This is a genomic window from Priestia flexa (assembly GCF_021441905.1).
Lineage (GTDB): Bacteria > Bacillota > Bacilli > Bacillales > Bacillaceae_H > Priestia > Priestia flexa.
Genome location: NZ_CP090431.1, coordinates 2,498,431 through 2,520,685 on the forward strand (window position 1 = coordinate 2,498,431; position 22,255 = coordinate 2,520,685).

Annotated in this window: 23 protein-coding genes and 1 pseudogene; 7 read left to right on the forward strand and 17 right to left on the reverse strand. The window is 37.3% G+C overall.

Going from position 1 to position 22,255, the window contains the following annotated elements; all coding sequences use genetic code 11:
• Nucleotides 1-30: 30 nt before the first annotated feature.
• From LZP85_RS12890 to LZP85_RS12900, 3 genes are all read right to left on the reverse strand, one after another.
• Nucleotides 31-594: a DUF2179 domain-containing protein gene (locus tag LZP85_RS12890; RefSeq protein WP_025908282.1), complete on the reverse strand. Its 564-nt coding sequence runs from the start codon at nt 592-594 to the stop codon at nt 31-33.
• 144 nt (nt 595-738) lie between these two features.
• Nucleotides 739-1,098, reverse strand: coding sequence for a response regulator (locus LZP85_RS12895; RefSeq protein ID WP_025908280.1), 360 nt, complete (start codon nt 1,096-1,098; stop codon nt 739-741).
• 119 nt (nt 1,099-1,217) lie between these two features.
• Nucleotides 1,218-1,925: a cytochrome c biogenesis CcdA family protein gene (locus LZP85_RS12900; RefSeq protein ID WP_100347012.1), complete on the reverse strand. Its 708-nt coding sequence runs from the start codon at nt 1,923-1,925 to the stop codon at nt 1,218-1,220.
• 130 nt (nt 1,926-2,055) lie between these two features.
• On the opposite strand from LZP85_RS12900, the gene LZP85_RS12905 reads away from it, so the two are divergent.
• On the forward strand, nt 2,056-2,232 hold the full coding sequence (locus LZP85_RS12905) for an aspartyl-phosphate phosphatase Spo0E family protein (protein WP_076512718.1): 177 nt from the start codon (nt 2,056-2,058) through the stop codon (nt 2,230-2,232).
• Nucleotides 2,233-2,244: 12 nt separating this feature from the next.
• Here LZP85_RS12905 and LZP85_RS12910 read toward each other — a convergent pair whose 3' ends face one another.
• The 8 genes from LZP85_RS12910 to yneA form a co-directional block, all read right to left on the reverse strand.
• On the reverse strand, nt 2,245-4,005 hold the full coding sequence (locus LZP85_RS12910; protein WP_404825976.1) for an ABC transporter ATP-binding protein: 1,761 nt from the start codon (nt 4,003-4,005) through the stop codon (nt 2,245-2,247).
• Nucleotides 3,995-5,761, reverse strand: a complete 1,767-nt coding sequence (locus LZP85_RS12915; RefSeq protein WP_226639027.1) for an ABC transporter transmembrane domain-containing protein — start codon at nt 5,759-5,761, stop codon at nt 3,995-3,997. The genes LZP85_RS12910 and LZP85_RS12915 overlap by 11 nt, the downstream gene beginning before the upstream one ends.
• Before the next feature lie 230 nt (nt 5,762-5,991).
• Complete coding sequence (locus tag LZP85_RS12920; protein WP_025908276.1) at nt 5,992-6,204, reverse strand: YneF family protein; 213 nt, start codon at nt 6,202-6,204, stop codon at nt 5,992-5,994.
• A 90-nt stretch (nt 6,205-6,294) separates the two neighbouring features.
• Complete coding sequence (gene sirA, locus LZP85_RS12925) at nt 6,295-6,735, reverse strand: sporulation inhibitor of replication protein SirA (protein WP_076512715.1); 441 nt, start codon at nt 6,733-6,735, stop codon at nt 6,295-6,297.
• Nucleotides 6,736-6,877: 142 nt separating this feature from the next.
• Nucleotides 6,878-8,884: a transketolase gene (gene tkt / locus LZP85_RS12930; protein ID WP_061786652.1), complete on the reverse strand. Its 2,007-nt coding sequence runs from the start codon at nt 8,882-8,884 to the stop codon at nt 6,878-6,880.
• Nucleotides 8,885-9,064: 180 nt separating this feature from the next.
• On the reverse strand, nt 9,065-9,295 hold the full coding sequence (locus LZP85_RS12935) for a DUF896 domain-containing protein (protein WP_025908272.1): 231 nt from the start codon (nt 9,293-9,295) through the stop codon (nt 9,065-9,067).
• Between the two features lie 61 nt (nt 9,296-9,356).
• Nucleotides 9,357-10,028, reverse strand: coding sequence for a YneB family resolvase-like protein (locus LZP85_RS12940; RefSeq protein ID WP_076512714.1), 672 nt, complete (start codon nt 10,026-10,028; stop codon nt 9,357-9,359).
• A gap of 75 nt (nt 10,029-10,103) precedes the next feature.
• Nucleotides 10,104-10,439 (reverse strand): cell division suppressor protein YneA, encoded by a 336-nt coding sequence (gene yneA, locus LZP85_RS12945; protein ID WP_025908270.1) that lies wholly within the window; start codon nt 10,437-10,439, stop codon nt 10,104-10,106.
• A 145-nt stretch (nt 10,440-10,584) separates the two neighbouring features.
• On the opposite strand from yneA, the gene lexA reads away from it, so the two are divergent.
• Together lexA and LZP85_RS12955 are read left to right on the forward strand one after the other, a co-directional pair.
• Nucleotides 10,585-11,205: a transcriptional repressor LexA gene (gene lexA / locus LZP85_RS12950; RefSeq protein ID WP_025908269.1), complete on the forward strand. Its 621-nt coding sequence runs from the start codon at nt 10,585-10,587 to the stop codon at nt 11,203-11,205.
• A gap of 106 nt (nt 11,206-11,311) precedes the next feature.
• Nucleotides 11,312-12,757, forward strand: a complete 1,446-nt coding sequence (locus LZP85_RS12955) for a magnesium transporter CorA family protein (RefSeq protein WP_226639028.1) — start codon at nt 11,312-11,314, stop codon at nt 12,755-12,757.
• 21 nt (nt 12,758-12,778) lie between these two features.
• Here LZP85_RS12955 and LZP85_RS12960 read toward each other — a convergent pair whose 3' ends face one another.
• Complete coding sequence (locus LZP85_RS12960; protein WP_078989430.1) at nt 12,779-13,735, reverse strand: GH25 family lysozyme; 957 nt, start codon at nt 13,733-13,735, stop codon at nt 12,779-12,781.
• Between the two features lie 143 nt (nt 13,736-13,878).
• Here LZP85_RS12960 and LZP85_RS12965 point away from each other — a divergent pair, with 143 nt between their 5' ends.
• Nucleotides 13,879-14,562: a CPBP family intramembrane glutamic endopeptidase gene (locus tag LZP85_RS12965; RefSeq protein WP_025910965.1), complete on the forward strand. Its 684-nt coding sequence runs from the start codon at nt 13,879-13,881 to the stop codon at nt 14,560-14,562.
• Nucleotides 14,563-14,626: 64 nt separating this feature from the next.
• Here the strand turns inward: LZP85_RS12965 and LZP85_RS12970 are convergent, their stop codons facing one another.
• From LZP85_RS12970 to LZP85_RS12980, 3 genes and pseudogenes are all read right to left on the reverse strand, one after another.
• Entirely contained in the window at nt 14,627-15,199 is a 573-nt protein-coding gene (locus LZP85_RS12970; RefSeq protein WP_119543339.1) for a hypothetical protein, read from the reverse strand.
• A gap of 123 nt (nt 15,200-15,322) precedes the next feature.
• Nucleotides 15,323-15,787, reverse strand: a complete 465-nt coding sequence (locus LZP85_RS12975; protein ID WP_119543338.1) for a hypothetical protein — start codon at nt 15,785-15,787, stop codon at nt 15,323-15,325.
• Nucleotides 15,780-16,171: pseudogene (locus LZP85_RS12980) on the reverse strand (group-specific protein). Before LZP85_RS12980 ends, LZP85_RS12975 begins: the two are co-directional and overlap by 8 nt.
• A gap of 102 nt (nt 16,172-16,273) precedes the next feature.
• Here LZP85_RS12980 and LZP85_RS12985 point away from each other — a divergent pair.
• Entirely contained in the window at nt 16,274-16,522 is a 249-nt protein-coding gene (locus tag LZP85_RS12985) for a SunI/YnzG family protein (RefSeq protein WP_206782472.1), read from the forward strand.
• 134 nt (nt 16,523-16,656) lie between these two features.
• Entirely contained in the window at nt 16,657-17,574 is a 918-nt protein-coding gene (locus LZP85_RS12990; protein ID WP_206833579.1) for an iron-hydroxamate ABC transporter substrate-binding protein, read from the forward strand.
• Nucleotides 17,575-17,618: 44 nt separating this feature from the next.
• On the opposite strand, the gene LZP85_RS12995 is transcribed toward LZP85_RS12990, so the two are convergent.
• The gene (locus LZP85_RS12995; protein ID WP_226639030.1) at nt 17,619-19,667 is read right to left on the reverse strand and encodes a glycosyltransferase family 39 protein; all 2,049 of its coding nucleotides are present in this window, start codon (nt 19,665-19,667) and stop codon (nt 17,619-17,621) included.
• Between the two features lie 369 nt (nt 19,668-20,036).
• Here LZP85_RS12995 and LZP85_RS13000 point away from each other — a divergent pair, with 369 nt between their 5' ends.
• Nucleotides 20,037-20,510 carry an HPP family protein gene (locus LZP85_RS13000; RefSeq protein ID WP_224840269.1) on the forward strand — a complete coding sequence of 158 codons (474 nt, stop codon included), beginning with the start codon at nt 20,037-20,039 and terminating at the stop codon, nt 20,508-20,510.
• Between the two features lie 120 nt (nt 20,511-20,630).
• Here LZP85_RS13000 and LZP85_RS13005 read toward each other — a convergent pair whose 3' ends face one another.
• Entirely contained in the window at nt 20,631-22,094 is a 1,464-nt protein-coding gene (locus LZP85_RS13005) for a SulP family inorganic anion transporter (protein ID WP_226639031.1), read from the reverse strand.
• Nucleotides 22,095-22,255 lie beyond the last annotated feature (161 nt).

The following is a 22,255-nucleotide window of genomic DNA, read 5'->3' on the forward strand; positions in this document are numbered from 1 at the left end:
AACAACTGCAAAAGAATGTGAAATCTTGTCTTACTTTAAATGCGAAGGGTCATTTTTCGGTTTCTGCTTAGATTTTACTTTTTGCTTTTTCATTGCTTTTAATAAGAATCCGCCTTTAAATTTACGAGGCTCGTACGAAATAATAAATGCTCTAGGTTCATATTCTTCTATAAAATCTAATAGCTCTTCTTCACGACTTCTTTTTGTTAAAATATCTAAACGATAACGTGCGCTATCTCTTCCTTCACCTTGATAGACCGTAACTCCAAAACCTTCTTGACGAAGGCGGTTAATTAGCTCTTCATTCTTTGTCATTAAATTCACTAAAAATGTCGTATAGCCAATCGCTAAGCGTGACTCAATATATCCACCTAATATAATACCAGCACCAAATCCAACAGCATATACAATCATAGCTACAATACTTTGGTCACCTGAAAAGACGAGGGATAAACCAAATACATATACTAATGCTTCTAAAAAACCAAAAGCCGAGGCGTACATACTCATTCCTTTTACTAGGAAAATCGTTCGCAACGTTAAGATTGGTACATAAACTAGTTGCAAAATCAATATTAATATAATCTCTTTCACTTCTACACCTCTTTTAAAATACAAATTTCACGGTTTCATTGTATCACTCTCTATATCGTTAAGGAATACATAAAAATAAATTTTTATTAACAAAAAAAACGCTTAATATAAGCGTCTTCAATTTAATTAACTATTGTTTTTTTACTAGTTTAGCAAGCGCTTCATAGCTTCTAACACTGACGACTCCTCAAAAGGTTTTACAATAAAATCTTTTGCACCAGCCTCAATGGCTTCAACAACCATTTTTTGTTGTCCCATCGCAGAACACATAATAATTTTTGCATTCGGATCAACTCGCTTGATGGCTTTAACCGCTTCAATTCCATTTAGCTCCGGCATTGTAATATCCATCGTTATAACATCAGGTTGAAGGTCATGAAATTTTTCGATGGCTTCTTTACCTGTTTCCGCTTCTCCAACTACGTGGTAACCAGCATTCTCCATAATACTTCTTAACGTTGCTCTCATAAACTTTGCGTCATCTACAATTAGTATTCTTGACAATTATAGCCCTCCGTCTTCCCCTATCTACCTCTGGTCTTTTCCAACGAAACGAAATAGGACTTTTTACTTATTACTTTATCAACGATTCCAACTTTTTTCAAGCCACACCACTTCGTTATCTAGAACCCTGTAAAGCCTCCAAAGATGCTCGTTGTATAAATAATAATCTTGGTCATCCAGTCAAAATATAAAATGATTCCCATTCCAATCATTGCATATCCACCAGCGGTCATCATTGCTTTCATATGACGCTTTATCCAGTTCATTTTACCTATAAAAAACGACATGATAAAAAATGGAATTGAAAACCCTAGCGAATAAGCAATCATGTAGAGCATAGCTGAGCTAGGATTAGTAGCTGCTAGAGCCATAACAGATACAAGAATAGGTCCTGTACATGGCGTCCACCCTGCAGCAAAAGCCATTCCGATAAGAGAAGAACCTAACAAACCTGTAGGTCGATTAGAAAACTGTACTTTGCGATCTTTCATTAAAAACTTCGGCTTAAAGACTCCAATTGTTACAAGCCCTAAAAACACAATGAGTATGGCTCCCACTTGACGAATTAAATCTCCATAGTTCGCAAATAAACTTCCAATAAAAGAAGTGCCAAAACCAATTGCAATAAAGATTAAACAAAAGCCTAGTAGAAAAAAGGTTGTATGTAAAAGAGCTTTGCGCTGATGTACGTTTTTCCCTTCTTTCAGATCCCCTACTGAGACACCTGTAATATACGATAAAAAAGCCGGATACAGCGGTAGACAGCATGGTGAAATAAACGATAAAAATCCTGCTCCAAATGCTAAAAATAAATTCACATCAGCCATTTCTGATTCACTCCATTTGTTTAGAATCTGTTACCATTTTGTCATCAAAATGACTCATCTATTCCTTTTCAAAAAGTGCCATTATCTTGTATAATTAGGTAAAAGTTTTATTGAGAAGGGACCAGTTCTATTGCTGAAACAAAATATATTGTTAGAGATTGAAAAGAAGCGTGAAGAGCTGATTCGGGTCGTTCGAGTTAGTGGATTAAATTCTCCCCCTGCTATTAAGCATAGTCAAGAATTAGATCATCTACTAAACATCTATAATAACACTCCTTCACAGCACTCCGACACAACTTCTACTTAAGAAGTTGTTTTTTTATATCTCTCCACCAGCCTTTCCTTGATGGTTCTGGAGTCGATACATGCTGTAATAAAGACCTTGCTTTTCTAACAGCTCTGCATGAGTACCTCTTTCTACAATTTCACCTTTATGTAGCACTAGGATAGCGTCTGCATGTTGAATAGTAGACAATCGATGAGCAATTGCCACCGTTGTCCTATTTCTCTTCATCTTCCCTAAAACAGCTTGAATAGCATCTTCTGTCTCTGTATCAATATGTGCTGTTGCTTCATCTAGAACTAGTATTTTTGGTTTACGTACCATTGTGCGAGCAAATGATAAGAGTTGACGCTGGCCGCTTGACAATGTTGCCCCCCTTTCAACAAGCACTTCATTATAGCTTTTCGGTAAATCTTCAATAAAAGGTGTTGCCTGTACGAATCTCAGCGCTTCTCGTACATCTTCTTCTAAAATTAAAGGATCATGAAGAGAGATATTTGCTTTAACCGTATCAGCAAAAATAAATGAATCTTGTAATACCAAACCAATTCTTCTTCTAATTTCTTCTTCACTATACGTTTGAAGGGGCTGACCATCAATTAGGATTTCACCTTGCTTTGGCGTATAAAATCCTAGAAGAAGATTAATGATTGAGCTTTTACCACTGCCTGTATGTCCCACTAACGCTACGGTTTGACCTTCTTTTATTAAAAAGGAAATATTTGATAGAACGTTTGTCTTTCCATCATAAGAAAAAGTAACTCCTCTAAATTCTATCATACCTCGTTTAATTGTAGCTTGTGAGTCTTTCATAAAAGACGGTGCTTTTTCACCTTCGTCCATTAATTCAAATACTCGCTTTGAAGCGACCATGGCTTGTTGGTACATTGAAAGGCGCTGCATCATTTCATTAACTGGCTGAAAAAAGCGCTCCAAATAGTTTACAAAAGCATATAACACACCCACTTCTACTGGGCTATCTAAAACTGATATACCAAAGTAGCTAAGTACACCAATAATTGCAAGAACATATAATACGTCAACTGCTGGCCTTAAAAGTAAGCCGTCTAACTTTAAATTACGTACACCAGCTTGGTAATGTGATTCGTTAATATCTCCAAATTCACGTCTTAGACGCTTTTCTTGTCTAAATACCTGAACAATCCCCATACCTTGTAACGATTCGTGAATCTTTGCATTGAGCTGGCTGAGCTTTTCTCTTAACTGTGTATAATAAATCCCACTAAAATGCTGATATGTTTTCATTAATACGAAAATGAATGGTAAAAGCGCTAAGCAATAAAGTGCTAACTTCATATCTAAAATGAACATGGCTATAAAAATACCAATTAAAAAGACACCATTTTGAATAAATACCGCAATCACTTCGACAAACATTTCCTTAATTGCTTCCGTGTCGTTTGTGATTCGTGAAACTAGACTACCCGTTGGCGTTCGGTCAAAGTAGCGGAGCCCAAGCTTATGTACATGTGAAAACACGTCAATTCTTATTTGCTGAATAATGTTTAAAGCAATTCCCTGAAACTTGAGCTGCTGAAAGTATTGAATAACGACCTTGATCATGTTCAAACTTATATAGCCAACTCCTAATAAAAGGAGCGGCTCTACAGGAAAGTAACGCTCTGTTAAATACGTATCAATAAACACTTTAATAAGCATGGGACCTAATAAATCCGCTGTGGTGGCCACCAACAATAAACAAAATGCAAGCGCAAAGGATTTGCGATGGGGAACTGCGTATCTTACTAACCGCCTTAATACTTGTTTATTTTTCATGATATTCATAGCCTCCGGCTTCCACAATCTCTTCTAGCTGCTGCCTTGTATACATCTCTTGATACCACCCGTGTTCTTTTAAAAGTTCTTCATGCCTTCCCCGCTGAATGATTCGTCCACCTTTAATGACCAAAATCAAATCTGCATGTGCAACTGCACTCAGTCGATGAGTAGTAATAACCGTTGTTTTATTGCGGCGGTGCTGCTTTAAAGATTTCAAAATAAGGGCTTCAGTTTTCCCATCAACTGCTGAAAGCGAGTCATCTAAAAAAAGCATTTGAGGATCTTGTAATAGTGCACGCGCAATCGACAATCGTTGTTTTTGTCCACCTGATAAAGAAACCCCTTTTTCTCCTACAATGGTTTCATATCCATCTGTAAAGCACGTGATATCTTCATGAACATGTGCCAATTGTGCCACTCGCTCTATATCCGAATGGGAAGCATTTTGGTTTGAAAAGGCAATATTTTCTCCTACTGTCGTTGAAAATAAGAAATGGTCCTGGGGAACGTAACCAATACTATTATATAAAGAATCAAAGCTATAAGATTTAATGCTATGTTGATCAAAATAAATATCTCCAACCGTTAAATCGAATTCACGAATAAGAAGCTTTAGTAAAGTTGTTTTTCCAGCTCCTGTTTTTCCTACAATTCCAAGCGTTTGGCCTTCCTGTAAGGAAAAGTGGATATCTTTAAGAACTGCTTCATCTGTACCCGGATACACAAAGCGGTCAATTTGTACCGTAATCGCTCCATTAGGGCGTTTTGTAATAGGTTTCTCACTTTCAACAATCTCATTTTTTTCTTGTAGTAGAGCAAAAACTCGATCATATGAAGCCCTTCCTCTTTCTACGATATTGAAAAGCCAACCAAACGCTAGCATCGGCCACACTAACAACCCAAGGTACGTAGTAAATGTAACTAGTTCTCCTAACGTGATCTCATTGCTTACGACCATTCGTGATCCAAAAATAAGAGCAAATAAAAAAGACCAGCTCACAATAAAAGAAATCGTAGGGTCAAATAAAGAATCAATTCTCGCTACTTTCATATTCTTTTGAACAACATCAGCTGATTGTCTCGTAAACATATCGACTTCTGAGGTTTCTTTTCCAAACGTTTTTACAACTTTTACACCCGTTATACTTTCTTGTACCTTATCATTTAATGAAGAAAAAGCCGCTTGTGCTTCTCCAAACCCTTGATGTAACATTGTGCCATATTTACTCGTTAGCCAGGCCATTAAAGGCATGGGTAATAAGCTAATTAGCGTTAGCTTCCAGCTGATTGTTACAGCCATTGTTATTAAAACAACACTGCCCGTAATAACAGAATCCGCAAATGTTAAAACGCCAATTCCCGCTGTTTGTTGAATAGCTTGAATATCATTCGTTGCGTGAGCCATCAGGTCACCCGTACGTTTACTTTGATAAAATGTTTGATTCATTTTCGTGAAGTGTTCATACAACGTATTGCGCATTTGTCGTGCCAGCTTAACAGCAGCACCAAAAATCATAACTCGCCATATGTATCTCATACCATATGAGCCGACAGCGGCTGCCCCTAACAAGAGCACCATCTGAAGGAGCGTTTCTTTTGATAAACTTCCTTTTTCAATAGCATCAACTGCCCACCCAATAACACGAGGTGGCACTAGCTGAAGTAAAGCAACCGCTATTAAAAGTAAAATCCCTATGATATACGCTCTCTTTTCTTGCTTAAAAAACCATCCCAAATCACGAAATATATTCATAACCCCACCACCCCTGTTTTTTCTATATTTTCTAACAATTCAAACATTATATTGCTTACATATTTTAACACAATCAAATACTATCGTCAGTACATACTTATATTATATACGCGTAAGCAGTTAAAGCTCTTTATAACGCAACGATATTTGCGTTATCCCTTTCCCTCTTACAAATACTTAGTGTACAAAAAAGACACCCTTTAAGCTGAGAGTGTCTGTCCAATTAACCGTTATTTAATTTGGCTGTTCATCGCTTTCATCATTTGGTTAATCTTCTTCTGTGATGGTTTCATGCCCATTTGCATCATCATCATTTTTAACATTTGTTCATTAATTGGTGGATTTTTCTTAAAGTAGCTCATCATGTATTTACGAGCAATGAAAAATCCTAGCGCTACCCCAGCAAGCAATGCTAGAATACCAACTAGAATATATGGCCACATACTACAACTTCCTCCTTCGTGTTGTCTACCTTACAGTGTACTAAATCATTCGCCAATATACAATATTTCCAGACTAATTTCCTTAAATAATTACACATATTTTCTTGTTTTAACAGGCCTTAGCCATCCGTACTCTTCTGTCCCGTAATTAATTGCTAGATAGCACGCATCAAGCTTTCGCAGCACTTCAAAGAAAGCGGTCTCTGCATCAACATTTCCATCTCCTTCAATCGTTATACATCGACTATTTATTTTCAGCGAAGCCCGGCTTTTTTTGTGTGGGTATTCTAAAACAAAATGATCATTGTGTATAAAGAAGTGAGGGTATTGAGAAAATATTTGAAGTATCGCGCGCTGAATATATGAAATAGCAAGGGGTCTTGTAATGTATTCAACCTGCTTTTGAAGATATTGATCTTCTAAGCCTCTCTTCATTTTATAATCCACAAATAGTTGAAAAACAAGCTTCTCTCTTTGAAAATATGCTTTTGCTACTTCGTCTTCCATTAAATATACTTCATATGTTCTCATACTTCTCCTCCTTACTTTCGCCTTTTTATTTTTTTATTATAGCTTGTCCACATTGCAATGGTTGTCTATTGATGCAAAAATTCTTTTGTTTTTTTGTCGAAACAAAAAGAGCAGGTCCGAAGGACCTGCTCTTTTTTATCAATTATGCATTTAACATGCTTTTTACTCTTGCTACAACGTTATCAACTGTAAAGCCAAATTCCTTCATAATTGTTTCACCAGGAGCAGAAGCACCGAAATGGTTAATGCCAAGAACTTGACCTTCGTCACCTACATAGCGCTCCCAACCTAATGTCGAAGCCATTTCAATACCTAAGCGCTTCTTCACTGATTTTGGAATAACACTTTCTTTGTACTCAGCTGACTGCTTCTCGAAGCGATCCCATGATGGCATGCTGACAACAGCTACTGAAACACCTTCTGCTTCAAGTGCTTTTTGTGCTTCTACTGCTAAGCTTACTTCAGAACCAGTTGCAAGTAGAAGTGCATCCGCCTGTTCTTTGCCTGCTTTTGATACAACGTAAGCCCCTTTTGAAACACCTTCATAAGCAGTTTCACTCGTACCTTCAAGAGTCGGTAAGTTTTGACGAGTTAACACAAGCGCTGTTGGCGTATCTGTAGACTCTAATGATAAGCGCCATGCTGCAGCCGTTTCGTTAGCGTCTGCTGGACGAATAACTGATAGACCAGGCATTGCGCGTAATGAAGGTAATTGCTCGATTGGCTCATGTGTTGGACCATCTTCACCAACTGCAATACTGTCATGCGTAAATACATACGTAACAGGTAGCTTCATTAATGCTGCTAGACGAATTGCTGGACGTAGGTAATCAGAGAATACGAAGAACGTACCGCCGAATACTTTTACACCACCATGAAGAGCCATACCGTTAAGCGCTGCGCCCATTGCAAATTCACGAACACCAAACCAGATGTTGCGTCCACTGTAATCTTTTGCAGTAAAGTCTTCTGCACCTTTGATCATTGTTTTGTTTGAACCAGCAAGGTCTGCTGAACCACCAAAGAATTGAGGAACAGCTTGTGCTACTGCGTTTAATACTTCACCTGATGAAGCACGAGTTGCTAAGCTTGAACCAGTTTCATATACAGGTAATTGTTGTTCCCAACCTTCTGGAAGTTTACCTTGTACAGCTAATTCAAATTGAGCTGCTAGCTCAGGATGTTTTTCTTTATACTGAGCAAAAACGTCGTTCCATTCTTTTTCTTTCTTTGCACCTTCATCAGCAATCGTTGCTTTAAAGTGTGCATAAACTTCTTCTGGCACATAGAAATCTTCTTCAAACGTCCAGCTATACGCTTCTTTTGTTAATTTTGTTTCATCTGCACCTAGTGGCGCACCGTGAACACCTGATGTTCCCGCATGGTTTGGAGAACCATAACCAATTGTTGTTTTTACTTCAATTAAAGTTGGACGAGAAAGATCTTCTTTAGCTGCTTCGATTGCACTTGAAAGCTCTGCTAAGTCATTTCCATCTTCTACGCGAATTACTTGCCATCCGTAAGCTTTGAAACGATCTTCTACGTTTTCAGAGAATGAACGGTCTAAATCTCCGTCTAATGAGATGTCGTTTGAATCATAAAGCACGACAAGGCGACCTAATTTTAAGTGCGCTGCTAGTGAAGCTGCTTCAGCTGATACACCTTCCATTAAGTCTCCGTCACCACAAATACCGTATGTAAAGTGATCAACGATTTCAAGTCCCTCTTTATTATATGTTTCGGCTAAATGACGCTCAGCCATCGCTTTACCAACTGCCATTGCAATTCCTTGTCCTAATGGACCAGTTGTTGCATCAACACCTGCTGTGTGACCATACTCTGGATGACCTGGTGTTTTACTTCCCCATTGACGGAAGTTTTTTAAATCGTCAATTGATAGGTCATAGCCTGCTAAGTGTAATAAGCTATATAGAAGTGCTGAACCATGTCCTGCTGATAAAACAAAGCGATCACGGTTAAACCAATCTGGATTTGATGGGTTAATATTCATAAACTTTGTCCATAGCGTGTACGCCATTGGAGCTGCTCCCATTGGCATACCTGGGTGACCTGAATTTGCTTTTTCAATAGCATCAATTGATAAAGTACGAATTGTTGCAATTGAAAGATCTTCAATACGTTGTGTCATAACTCTTCATTCCTTTCAAAACTATGTATATATGTAATCATACTAATGATTAACGATTTTGTACAATATTTGATTCGTTTTTTTTCGTACTTTTACATTTTTCGTTTCCAAACGCAAAAATATACAAAAAAACTAGAGAAACTCATTTCCCTAGTTTTTGCACCACAGCAAACCATCGCCTTAGTGTAGACGCTTCTTTTTGCTATCTTTCAGTTTTTTAGGGGTTACGTCATTCCCTTTTTCATCAACAACTTTAATCGTATGAAGGTGATTTGTCATTGATTGACGGAACGTTTGTAAATATTCTTTACGAAGCTCTTGCTGTTCTTGTGCTTCAGCTTCTGTTAAACCTTCCGCCTTTGATTTTTTAGATAGTTGATTGATTCGTGCCATTTTATCTTTAGACAACATTTTGTCAGAACTCCTCGCTTTTTAATACAGTTTAAACCATAATACAATACTACACATCTTACTAAATCTCTTGTTTTTTAGCAAGAAGCTCGCCTTGGTCGTCGCAGTACTCCTGATAGCGACGGTGTACAGTTGCTTTTGATACCTTATAACCAAAGCCTTTTAGCGTGACAGCAATTTCTGCAAATGTTAAGCCATTATTACGTAGTTGTACAATTTCTTCTATGGGAACTTCCTTTCGTTCTCTACCTGAGTTTACATGCTGGTTTTTTAAATTATGCTCCGGGTGATACCCATTGGCAACTGCTCTTTTCATACCTCGTTTAATTTTTGCATTATGTAATTTTCTTTGATGTTCTTCCACCAAGCTAATGATGTTTAACAACATGGAATCAGCTTCTGATAGCTGTAGCTGTCCCTGATGACTAATCGTGTAAATTGCTACTTTCTCTTTATTTAACGCGTGTAGTAAAGCAATCCTTGCATTTCCACGCCCCAGTCGTGTTTCATCCTGAATAAGCAGGGTAGAAACGTCTTCTGCTTTTAATAATTCTAAGACTTCTAATATTCCTTCTCGGTCAACTTCATAGCCGCTCGCTTTTTCAGAAATAACTTCACAAACTGTAAAATTATGCATCTTAGCAAGTTGCATTAACTCTTCTTCCTGCCTCTTTAACGATGTCTCTTGGGCTTCTTTATCCGTACTTACTCGACAATAGATAACTGCTTTCATCTTTCTAGCTCCCTTTCTTCATTTCCAAACACTAAAACCCCTACCATCGTTCAGTAGAGGACTCGTAGCTCTAGTTCACTTATCAAAAGCAATCTGATGATCACTTGCTAAATCAGATTTCAATACCGGAATATATAACTGATCTCCCGGAGAAAGCGACTGTGTAGATGGAACAGTTAGCTCATTCATATTTTGGACCCATTCTACAAATTCATTTGGTGATAAATTATGATGCTTACTATATTCTTGAGATAATTCCCAAATAGTGTCACCCTTTGCAATAGTAACAGTTGTGTATTTTTCTAACTCCACTCTATCTGCTCCTAATAGCAACGTCAAGACATATGTAAGTGCGGCGATAACCACAAAAAAGGTAGTATAATGTTTAATAGATTCTATTAATGGTCTCATTTCAAATCCCCCTAAGAATATATGTTCTCATTTTATTGCGAACATCCGTTTCTGTCAATGGGTTTTTTTCGAACTTATGTTTGTATATTATATATAGCCATGATATAATTTATAGCAAAGAATAGCTAAAAATGAGGTGAAATGTATGAAGCTATCAAAACGTCAACAAGAAATACTAGATTTCATTAAGCATGAAGTGAAATTAAAAGGATATCCCCCATCTGTTCGCGAAATTGGTGAAGCAGTTGGTTTAGCATCTAGTTCAACAGTTCACGGGCACTTAGCTCGTTTAGAAAGTAAAGGTCTAATTCGTAGAGACCCCACAAAACCAAGAGCAATTGAAGTTCTTCAAGCAGAGGCCGATGTAAGCATTCCACAAAGTGCAGTTATAAATGTTCCTGTTATCGGTAAAGTTACGGCAGGCTTTCCAATTACTGCAATTGAAAATGTAGAAGAATACTTTCCGTTACCTGACAAGTACGCCTCTCCAGATGAGCAAGTATTTATGTTAGAAATTATGGGAGAAAGTATGATTGAAGCCGGTATACTAGATGGAGATATGGTCATTGTTCGCCAACAGCAAACAGCTAATAACGGCGATATTGTTGTAGCAATGACGGAAGACAACGAAGCAACTGTCAAACGTTTCTTTAAAGAAGATAATTTCGTTCGCTTACAGCCAGAAAACTCCACAATGGCACCTATTATCTTACGTCATGTAACTATTTTAGGAAAAGTCATTGGAGTATATCGCTCCATTCATTAAGAAAAACCAGCTGGAACCCAGCTGGTTTTTTATGTTTTTTTTTGGTCAAATATAGGTATATTACTTAAAGAGCAATAATGAAAAGCATAAGGGAGGGAATTTCTCAGTGGATAAGTGGCAAGCAATGAACTCTCCTTTTCAAGATATTACACCGAATCGTGCAATGAACATGTTCTTGTTTCCTTTTTCTTTTAACCGAAAAGAGAAAAAAGATTTAGTTTCAGCTCTTTATGAGCATGAATTTGACTTTTTTTCTCTAGAGAATACAGATTTAGAAAAGAAATTTTATAGCAAAGACTATTTTGTTTCCCACGCTAGCCTTGATCAATACTTTCTTCCTTATATCGAATGTATTCTCTTTCCTCAATCACCAAAAGAAACAGGGCTCATTCGATTTTCAAAAAAGGTGAATCAAGAAATTACATTTGAAACAAAAGCGTCAACAATTCTAAGTGAAGTTTTGTCTATTGATATTTTTTTATGCCCATTTGAAATCGGTGTAATGACGATTCGTATCGAAGTAAAGGGAAACCATTATTCGTACGATGACGTCATTGAGTTTATGAATCAGTTTCGCGTATTAGAGCCTAAATTAGCTGAAGAGCACGGAGCGACCATTACATACGAAAATAAAACCTATGATAAAGTACAAGATTATATTTTTTCAAACTTAACACCGTTTCTAAAGCCTTACATTGAGCAAGAAACACAGCACAGCAAACATTTTGGAAGCCTGCCTTATTTTATTGATGAACGGATGTACGTACTAAGTTACGTAACCGTCAACAATGAACAGCCTATTAGCAGTGGCACCTTATTTCGAACTGGACAACTGAACAGCTATGATACTGGCGGTAAACCATTTATTTCAGCTAGAAACCAAGAATATATTGATGAATACAATGATCAACACGTCTACAAGCGATGGACGCCCGAAACATACTATGTTGTAACAGACCACGTTTTTTCTTGTATTTCACATTCAGCCGATGAAGAGACGAATCAAATGTTAATGAATCACCTATTTGGTCAGCACTACTATAATCTATTTTTACATTTCTTTTATAAAATTGTACTGTTGAAACTATCTTATCAATATTCGCAGCTTACATTTGAAAAAGACCAAAACGCTATTGAGCGACTCATCCGCTCTATCACACTCTTTTCAGGTAAGTACTTGTTTTTAGAAATCAGTTCTCGAACGGAAGGACAAGAATTTTCTAGACTTTTCAAAAAGACCTTTCACATTGATTCACTCTACCAAGAAGTGAAGGAAACACTTGGGACTTTATATCAAAATCAAGAAAAAATTGCAGGGAAACGTCATAATTACCTACTGTTGATTTTGACCATCTATACTGTGCTATCCGGTATTTACGGAATGAATTTAGTTATTGAAAGCTGGAATAAAAACCTAAACTGGAGCGCAATAAAAGATTATTCATTGTTTGAGTACATCGCCTTTATCGTTGCTTTGTCAGGAATTACAATTAGCATTAGCCTAGGAATAAATGCTTTATATAAACTAATTAAAGACCGTCTTCAAAAATAACGAGCATAGGTTCTATGCTCGTTATTTTCCTTTCATCACTTCTTCTAATTTTAATCGAACGTTCGGTCCGTAAATTCCATCCACTTCTTTTGGCAAATAGACTTTTTGAAAGCGAGCAACAGCATTAGCTGTATTGGCTCCATAAATTCCGTCTATTCCATGATTAGGAGCGAACTTATTGGGATAAAAGTAAACGGAAGCAAGCGCTTTTTGGAGTACAAACACTTCTTCTCCTCTCGCTCCCTTTTTTAACATGCCTTTAGGTAGAGACGGATTAGAACTTTTCACAAATTGACTTTTCATTTGTTGAAAAGACGTTTTTACGGTACTTAGTAAGCTTGGCTTCGACTCCTTGACATACTGAAAAAAAGCAGCGTTCATTTCATTTAAATCGACATATGTTGAAATCCCGTCAACTTTCCCCTGATCGGTAAATTGAAACATGGTCCACTCTGACCAAGTAAATAGGTTTCCCGGGCAATCAAATCCTTCCGTTCGGTTACTGCTACTATAGCGAGCAATCCAAAGAGGATAATAGGAAAGCTCCTTTGTGAAGTATGTTTTAGCAAAGTGATACCCACTATATAACAAAGGCTGTACACCAGTATTTTTCTCCATTTCTTCTAGCCACGTTCGGCCAAACCTAGAGACAAACTCAGCATTTTTCCCTTTATTTACTTCTAAATCTAAGCATGGGGGAAAATCAAACTTCATTGACTGCAGCTGCTGCAAAAAGAAAGCCACTTCCTGTTTAGGGTCGTTGGTACAGTGTGCATAGTGATAAAAGCCGACAAGCAAACCCACTCGCTTAGCTTCAACATAATTCTCATATACCCTTGGATCTGTAAATGTTTTTCCTTCTGTTAACTTAATATATGCACCTTGCACTCCTGCTCGAGCCACTCGTTCCCAATCAATTTCCCCTTGATGATGAGATACATCAATAATTAATGGATTATGTACACTACGATTTTGCATATCATCACACTCCTATGCTTTTGTATTACCCTAGCAGAAAAAAACATCCATGCAAAGCAATAACCTCACCCAAAATTAAAAAAGGATATTTTCCATATACAGCTAATATACATAAAGACATCCATTATTTAGGAGTTGAAGAAATGAATTGGAATAAGCGTATATGGAGTCGGAGAGAACTAACGCTATTGTTAGGTCTTGTGTTTATTGTTATACCTGTTTTAATTGAATACCTTTTCAAAAAAAAGCTGAACGCTATTTTACAAAATGATTTATATGCTGGTACATTAACAGGATTGCTGATGGCCATCCTTTTCACATTAGGCGTTTACGTAGTAGCCTTAAAGCCCAACCACCTTTCTTGGAAAGAAGTAGGCCTAAAAGCGTTCCCTCCAAGAGCTTGGATAAGTATTGTTTGGCTAACTCTTCTATTAATTATTATAAGTATCATGGCCGTTCTAGCAATGGAGCTGCTGGGTATTGGTACAAGTAACAAAAAAACTGAAAGCCTTCAATCACGTTTAACCGTTATGAATTTCATGATTGGTTTTATATCAGCTAGCATTGTCTCTCCTGTTTATGAAGAAATTTTTTATCGAGGTTTTTTATATCGCTGGTTTCGAAGATGGGGCGTGCTCCCTGCTACTCTTATCAGTTCGGTATTGTTTACGCTGGCTCATTTGCCAACCTACAATACATTGCTAGTTAATTTTATATCTGGCGGTATTCTATGCTGGGTTTATGAAAAAACAGGTTCTGTGGTACCTGGAATGATTATCCACGGCGTTTTTAACGGAATTGCGATTACGCTGGCAGCTTTGGCTTAAAAGTTGGTAAAACTTGTACCTCTTAAATAAAAAAGAATGTTGAGTACTCAACATTCTTTTTTATTTAATCTATAGCTTGCTCTTTGTTTTGGATCTTTAACAGCCATTTTGTAAGCCAATAAGCAAAGTAAACAACACCTAAGTCAATTAAAAACACGTAGAATAAATTCATACTCTTACGCGCTTCAATTAACCCTACACTTTTCTCTAACGGTGCTAAACCAAAAGCAAAGAGCGCGCTTAGTACAATGGTATAAATATAAAAGTTTTTATTATGGTTTGTACAATATTGATAGAGAAGTAAAAAGCCAACTGGAAGTACAGAAGCGGTGATGTTAGATGCGTTTGGTAATATCGGAATTAGAAAATACGTATGTATAAGATGGTTACTACGCCCAAGCGCAATATCAATATAAGTCCATAGGATATGCACCGTGTACCCAAAGAAAAAGAGCTCAAATATGCGCTTTCTATCTACTGTAAAGCAAAGTAACACAAGCGGTAATACTGCTAATGCTAAAACAGTCCAAAACTGCCAGTTTCCAAAGTCTGAATACTGCTTCCAATAATCATAAAATAAACGATTTAATTTATCTTGGGTTTTATGAATCGTTTGCCAATACTGTTCCTCACTCATGAAAATCCCCCTCTATAGAATGTACACTTATCTATGCCCTCTTTTTTTGTTTTTATGTGGGGATATTGAAGATAAAGAGTTGTTTAGTGACATTTGATTGTTTAAAACATATTTTTTGATAATTTAATACTTCACAATTGTTGTAATCCCATACGGTGTAAGAAAATTACGGTGACTTAGTTCTTCAACCCACTTTTTTTCATTCAAGTGATACACCCCTGTTTGATTTTCATAAGTCAAGCTACCCACATTGATCTTGATTGGTTCAGCAGCAGACAGTAGACGCCTTTCATATTCTGAAGAAGCATGCTGATTAGGAAGGTGCCATAGCTCTAATACATCTCCTTCTTCCATATACTTTTCAAGGTACAGTAAAAATAAACGGTTGTCCGCACCACGGATTTCATATAAGTACGGCAGTGTAAACAATCCGCCTACTTCTTCATACCAGCCCGTATCTTTTAAATCAAAAACAGCTAAATATATTAAGTCCTCTATTCGTTCAAAGTTTGTTTTTTTGTTGTATTCTTCGATTTCATCAGGAATAATAAATGGCTTATATGATGCTAAAAATGTAATTTCAGACATGGGTTGCCACCTCACATTTCATTAAATAGTGAAAAAACTCTTCAAGCGTTCCCATAAACTTGTCAACTCTGTCTAGGTGATAAAAAGCACTTGTGTTTTGAAGATCATTTAACCCGCTGTTTTCACTGTACAAATAGACCTTCTTTTCAAACGCAATTGCCCAATATGACTTCCCTTTCCTCCTGGAAGGATTAAAATAAAGAGGTCTGCGCGCTGCACTCCGTCTTTTTCACATTGCCCTATTTCTTTCAGCTCCTGAATAGAAGAAGCACGTTCATTCTTTGTCCAATCGTACGTGTGAATGTGTCCTTGCTTTTCTAAAAGCTTTGCTAAACGCTGGACACTCCCTTTGTTTTTAAAACTTGATGCGATATAAAAATTCATAGCAACTTCCCTACCTTTTTAAATCCAAATTATAGAAAATATCTATCTTTTTAACCTTTCTTAATTGTAAAATAATAGTATAAACTTTGAAAGGATGATACGATGCTTAGCATTAACATCACTAAGACAAACGAAGTGTTAACTATTAAGTGGCAGTTCTCTACGTTTACGATTCCTCTTGAAGACATTATTGAGGTCAAAAAAGATGAAACGTATGGTGGACAGCAAGCTGACGCAATTCGCATCGGTACACCATATGGAACGACCGATCGAATTTATATCAAAACCAAAAATCAAACCTACCTTATTTTCACAACAAATGTACCTGCTGTCTTAAAAGAAATTTCATAAAGCTTCGTCTAAAAACCTTTGATACTACCATCAAAGGTTTTTATTTCGTATTTTCTTATTGACAATGTTTTCTTCTACTTTATAATTGAAAATGATTATCATTATTAACAATACATATAAAGGAGTAGATTACACTGAAGAAGCGATTAACTATTCCATTTTTGCTGTTGCTTACGCTACTAGTGAGTGCTTGTGGTAACAATGCAGAAACGGCCTCTCAAAATGAAGGTGGAAACAAAAGTGAAACATTTACGTATGAAGCTGAAAATGGTTCTGTTGAAGTTCCTAAAGATCCCAAGCGTATTATCGCTCTTTCTAACGGTCCTAACGTAATGTCTCTAGATGGCAAACTTGTTGGAATTGATGAATGGAGCAGCGCAAACCCACTTTTTAAAGAAAAAGTAAAAGGGGTAGAAGTCGTATCAGAAGATGATTTAGAAAAAATTATGGAGCTAGAGCCTGACCTAATCATTGCTGGTTCTGAAATGAAAAACATTAAAAAACTAAGTCAGATTGCCCCTACCGTTGCTTTTACATGGGGGAAACTAGACTATTTATCACAGCAAGTTGAAATTGGAAAGCTGCTAAATAAAGAAGCTGAGGCTACCGCGTGGGTAGAAGACTTTAAAAAGCGCGCGGCAACAGCTGGTGAAAAAATCCGTACGAAAATTGGTAAAGACGCGACGGTTTCCGTTATTGAAAGTGGCAACAAAGAATTTTATGTATTTGGAAACAACTATGCCCGTGGAACAGAAGTTTTATATCAAGCTATGGGTTTAAAAATGCCTGAAAAAGTAAAAGAAACGGCGCTTAAATCTGGAATTCATACGATTTCTGCCGAACTTCTTCCTGAATTTGCTGGAGATTATATGATTTTAAGTAAGTATGCAGACGGCGACAATTCATTTTTAGAAACAGAAGTGTGGAAAAACATCCCTGCTGTAAAAAATGGACATGTGTTTGAAATTAACGCCAAAGCATCAACTTACAGCGACCCTATTACGCTAGAACATCTTTTAAGCTTTTATGAAAAGTCATTCCTTAAAGAATAATAGAAAAAGGTACGAGGTTTGACACCTCGTACCTTTACTTCATTCTATATTTCTATTTTATAAAGCGCCTCTTGGTTTCTACTACCAAAACCTCGATCCATACCAAGATTATTCTTCCCTTGGTCTTCTTCACTTAAATAGTGTTCTTGTGAAATTTCGACACCATGAATTTTAATCCATTTAACAAGTTCGCTATTTCCTGAGTTATCCCCGCTCAGTAAAAAATATTTAACCTTCCCTTTCTTTACAAGACCCTCTAGCTCACTCGTTGTTAGAATAGGGTCCGTACCGTTGAACCCTCCTAATGCCATGACGCTTTCATTAGCATCAATAATATAAGGTGCGGCCGTAACGGTTGTGAACGTCGCAAATAAGTACTCTTCTCCCGTATTATTTTCGCGAAGGTATGAAAGAAGCTCGCTATTCACGTTTGAGCTAAACATTCCACCTCCGTTCATTGAGTTGCTAAGCTGCGGCCCTGATTCGGGGAGTACACTATTTCCACCGTAAAGGATAGGAGTCACAGACCAATACATTGGCGCTATCAAAAGGATACATAAACTGATAATTGACAGTCTTTTTCTAGCTATGTCGTGACTCTTCAGTATAACAAAAGCAACTGTCAATATTACACCTACAATACCTAATGTATACATCCATACGCTTCCAATTTGCTCTGTGTAAGAGCCTAGAATATACGTTTGAAAGATGACAGTAACCCCCACTGCTGCGGGTAGTAAATAACTTTTCCAATCGTTACGCTCTTTGTATAAGCGATACATTGCACTCCAGCCAATCCCGCACAAAGCGGCAATTGGAGGAGCAAGCATAATTAAATAGTAGTGATGAAAAAATCCCGCAACGCTAAAAAACCCGGCTACTGGAACCAGCCATGCATTCCAAAACATCGCTTCTTGCCATTCTTTCTTTCTTCGCTCACGAAATGCGGTCAGTGCTACCGCTAAAATTCCCATTAATGCAAAAGGCAACATCCAGCTAATTTGCCCAGATAAAGCCGACTGAAATAATCGAAGTGGACCTGCTTCACCTGTTCCAAACATATTCATACTTTGGCTACCTCCAGGTCCTACACTTCCTTGTGGCCCTCTTGAATTATTGTTTCCTGGAGGTCCACCATCCCCTTGATTTTGAGGCATTTGCGGCGGCTGATTATTTCCGTTCATTGACGGAGGTGTCCCTTGAGCATCGTCACTTTCTGAGTCGTCAGGAATTGATATATTCTTTGATGCCTGAACACTTCCTTGTTCTCCAAATCCGCCCATTCCAGCTCTTGCATTTCCTGTTGTTTGCCCTAAAAGACGTTCCGTACCGTTATAACCAAAAGCTAACTCCAAAACTGAATTCGTTTGGCTGCTACCAACGTAAGGACGATTATCTTCTGACGCGTAATCTACTACCAAAGCCCACGATAGCGAAACGCTTGCTAATACAAACATAGACAGTATAAGTGATAAAATTCTTTTTTTTACTGACTTCCGTGCAGCAACAGCGTACATGACGATAAAAGCTGGTAATACCATAAATGCTTGAAGCATTTTCATATTAAAGCCCAGTCCAATTAGTCCAAAAGCGAATATAAGCCAAAGGAGCTTTCCTGATTTCAGCGATTTCATTAAACACCAAGTACCTAAAAGAAGTGTAAATACTAACAGACTGTCAATATTATTCGTTCGGCTTACTGCTGCTGCAATAGGAGTTAACGCCATGACAATTGCAGCAATTCGAGCTGCTCCATCTTCAAACGTCGGTTGAACCATTTTATAAAGTAAGTAAACTGATCCTACTCCAGCAAGGGCTTGGGGTAGGATCACGCTCCATGTGTGCACGCCAAACAAAAGTGCAAAAATAGTTTGAATCCATAGCACAACAGGTGGTTTATCCACCGTCACGAAGCCAGACGGGTCAAATGAAGCGTAAAAGAAATTGTGAAAGCTCTGAGTCATGCTTTTCACCGCAGCTAAATAATATTGGTTCGCAGCCCCGTCCTGCCAAATGTTATATGTATTTAATACTAATGCAGCTACCAAGGTTAAAACTAATACTAAATCCAATCGTTGCGTGATTTTTTTCATAAACTTCTCCTTTTGTTCATCATTTGTTACACAGTTTAGCAAGGAAATGTGAACTGAAAATGAACGGTGAAAAATTTATGAATGATTATCTATTTAAGTGCCTATTATTAAAATCATCTTCTCGAGTTTTGGATGCTTTTATTTAAATAATTACCTACAAGCTTGAATGTTCTATTAGTCTGAAAAATTGATAGCCCCTTGAACAAACTAGTTTTTATTATAGAATATTTAAATAGATAAAACATTCTATATTTAACTTAACTGTTTTAGAAAGGAGCTTTAATTACTACTGTGGAAAAAAAACTTACAAAGTACGCTCACCAATCTACTAATGTTTTTATTTCATATTTTAAGAAAATGAAAGGAACTATGAGACAACATGGAAAAGTTGATTACATAGATTCAACTGTTTCTGCTGCAGGTGCACTAATTGCCATGCTGGTCGTTAGTTTTATCGTCTTACACCTAAGTTACCCTATGGCTTTAGCTCCTCTTGGGGCAAGCTGCATTTTAGTCTTCGGTGCTCACAAAGGCTTACTTTCACAACCTCGACATGTTATTGGGGGACACCTTCTTTCTACAACATGCGCAATTATTATACTTAGTTTACTAGGTAAAAGCGTTTTTTCTCTCGTGTTTGCATTGGCATTTGTCTTATTTCTTATGGCTCTGACAGAAACCATGCACCCGCCAGCAGCAGCTAGTGCTCTCGTTGCAATTAATAATGAAGTAACTTGGAATTTTCTACTTCCCATTATTTTCGGTGCTTTGGTAGTCGTGTTTATTTCAACCATCTATAATAACGCCTTTCGTGCAAGGCAGTATCCGACACATTGGTTTTAGCTTTGTTACTTTATAAACCGAACTTCAAAAAAAAAACGGATACACACGTATCCGTTTTTTTAATCCAAACAAGATCAAGACTATAATTATTAGCCTATCTCCAATGATAAAGTTTTAACCTCAGTGAGCTGATGGTTTAGCATTTGAGCGATGATAAACCGCGAGCTTATCTACTAATCTTTTACTGGTCGAATCTAACCCTTTTATCGTGACATTCGTTCCATATTCACGATATTTCATCACAACCTTATCAATAGCACCTACAGCTGAATCGTCCCAAACCTTGGCATTGGAAAAGTTAATAACGACAGATTTAGCATCAGCTGTAAAGTCAAAAGCATTTACGAAGCTTTCAACTGAAGCAAAAAACAAAGGACCTTCTACGTTAACAAGTAAGTTGGAACCTTCCACCTTTTGATAAAGCTTAATCTTTGAGATTTTTGCTACGAATAATACTGCACTTAAAATTACGCCTGCAATAACGCCTTTTGATAGGTCATGCGTTACCACAACAATTGCCATTGTGACAATCATTACAATCACATCACCTTTTGGCGCGGTAATAGCGTACCTAAAAGAAGACCAATCGAACGTTCCGATGGAAACCATAATCATAATTCCAGCGAGTACTGGCATTGGAATTTGCACAACAAGTTGGCCTAAAATCAGAATTAAAAACATCAAGAACATTCCAGCTACGAAAGTCGATAAGCGACTTCGACCACCTGACTTAACGTTGATGACCGACTGTCCAATCATCGCACACCCTGCCATTCCACCAAAGAATCCTGTCACAAAGTTAGCGATACCTTGACCCTTTGCTTCTTTATTTTTATCACTTTCAGTATTCGTCATATCATCTACAATTGTCGCTGTTAAAAGCGATTCTAATAATCCAACAATCGCTAATGCAAGAGAGTACGGAAAGATAATAGTAAGGGTTTCAAACGTAAACGGAACGTCTGGAATCAAAAACGATGGTAAGGATTGTTTAATTACTCCTAAGTCTCCTACTGTACGTAAGTCTGCACCACTTGATATAGCCACAATGGTTAACACGACAATGGCAATAAGCGGTGCTGGAATTGCTTTAAAAAATCGTGGTACAAGATACACAATGATGAGTGTAATTGCTACAAACACGTATGTTAAAGTAGAGATTCCAAAAAAATGTGGAACCTGAGCCATAAAAATTAAAATAGCTAAAGAGTTTACAAAACCTATCATAACCGCTCTTGGAATAAATTTCATTAGCTTAGCTACTTTAAAAATACCAAATAAAAGTTGAATCACTCCTGTTAAAATAGTCGCTGTTAATAAATAGTTTAGTCCGTAGCCTTTTACTAATGGCACCATCAGCAAAGCCATAGCGCCTGTTGCTGCTGAAATCATTCCTGGTCTACCACCAACGAATGAAATAATAACGGCAATACAAAACGAAGCATATAAACCAACCATCGGATCAACGCCTGCAATAATTGAAAATGCAATGGCTTCTGGAATTAGTGCTAAAGCAACTACGATTCCTGCTAGTACGTCAGCACGGATGTTTGAAAACCATTCTTGCTTAATTTTATCTACCAAATCCTGCACCTCTTATCCTTTTATTTTGACTCGCTACTCGCAAGCCGAATTCGTCTTCAACAAAAAGTAGTCTACCACTCTTTTTCCCAAAATGGAACCTTTTTGATACTTTTTGTTTATAATTTTCTTTGTGGTATGATAAAAGACATGCACTAATTAGC

Coding starts and splice junctions, on each gene's coding strand:
- LZP85_RS13000 (WP_224840269.1), top strand. CDS start 20,037: ATGAGACAACATGGAAAAGTTGATTACATAGATTCAACTGTTTCTGCT.
- LZP85_RS12910 (WP_404825976.1), bottom strand. CDS start 4,005: ATGAAAAATAAACAAGTATTAAGGCGGTTAGTAAGATACGCAGTTCCC.
- tkt (WP_061786652.1), bottom strand. CDS start 8,884: ATGACACAACGTATTGAAGATCTTTCAATTGCAACAATTCGTACTTTA.
- LZP85_RS12970 (WP_119543339.1), bottom strand. CDS start 15,199: ATGAGTGAGGAACAGTATTGGCAAACGATTCATAAAACCCAAGATAAA.
- LZP85_RS12900 (WP_100347012.1), bottom strand. CDS start 1,925: ATGGCTGATGTGAATTTATTTTTAGCATTTGGAGCAGGATTTTTATCG.
- LZP85_RS12995 (WP_226639030.1), bottom strand. CDS start 19,667: ATGAAAAAAATCACGCAACGATTGGATTTAGTATTAGTTTTAACCTTG.
- LZP85_RS12935 (WP_025908272.1), bottom strand. CDS start 9,295: ATGTTGTCTAAAGATAAAATGGCACGAATCAATCAACTATCTAAAAAA.
- LZP85_RS12975 (WP_119543338.1), bottom strand. CDS start 15,787: ATGTCTGAAATTACATTTTTAGCATCATATAAGCCATTTATTATTCCT.
- LZP85_RS12965 (WP_025910965.1), top strand. CDS start 13,879: ATGAATTGGAATAAGCGTATATGGAGTCGGAGAGAACTAACGCTATTG.
- LZP85_RS12915 (WP_226639027.1), bottom strand. CDS start 5,761: ATGAATATATTTCGTGATTTGGGATGGTTTTTTAAGCAAGAAAAGAGA.
- yneA (WP_025908270.1), bottom strand. CDS start 10,439: ATGAGACCATTAATAGAATCTATTAAACATTATACTACCTTTTTTGTG.
- LZP85_RS12920 (WP_025908276.1), bottom strand. CDS start 6,204: ATGTGGCCATATATTCTAGTTGGTATTCTAGCATTGCTTGCTGGGGTA.
- LZP85_RS12985 (WP_206782472.1), top strand. CDS start 16,274: ATGCTTAGCATTAACATCACTAAGACAAACGAAGTGTTAACTATTAAG.
- LZP85_RS12960 (WP_078989430.1), bottom strand. CDS start 13,735: ATGCAAAATCGTAGTGTACATAATCCATTAATTATTGATGTATCTCAT.
- sirA (WP_076512715.1), bottom strand. CDS start 6,735: ATGAGAACATATGAAGTATATTTAATGGAAGACGAAGTAGCAAAAGCA.
- lexA (WP_025908269.1), top strand. CDS start 10,585: ATGAAGCTATCAAAACGTCAACAAGAAATACTAGATTTCATTAAGCAT.
- LZP85_RS12940 (WP_076512714.1), bottom strand. CDS start 10,028: ATGAAAGCAGTTATCTATTGTCGAGTAAGTACGGATAAAGAAGCCCAA.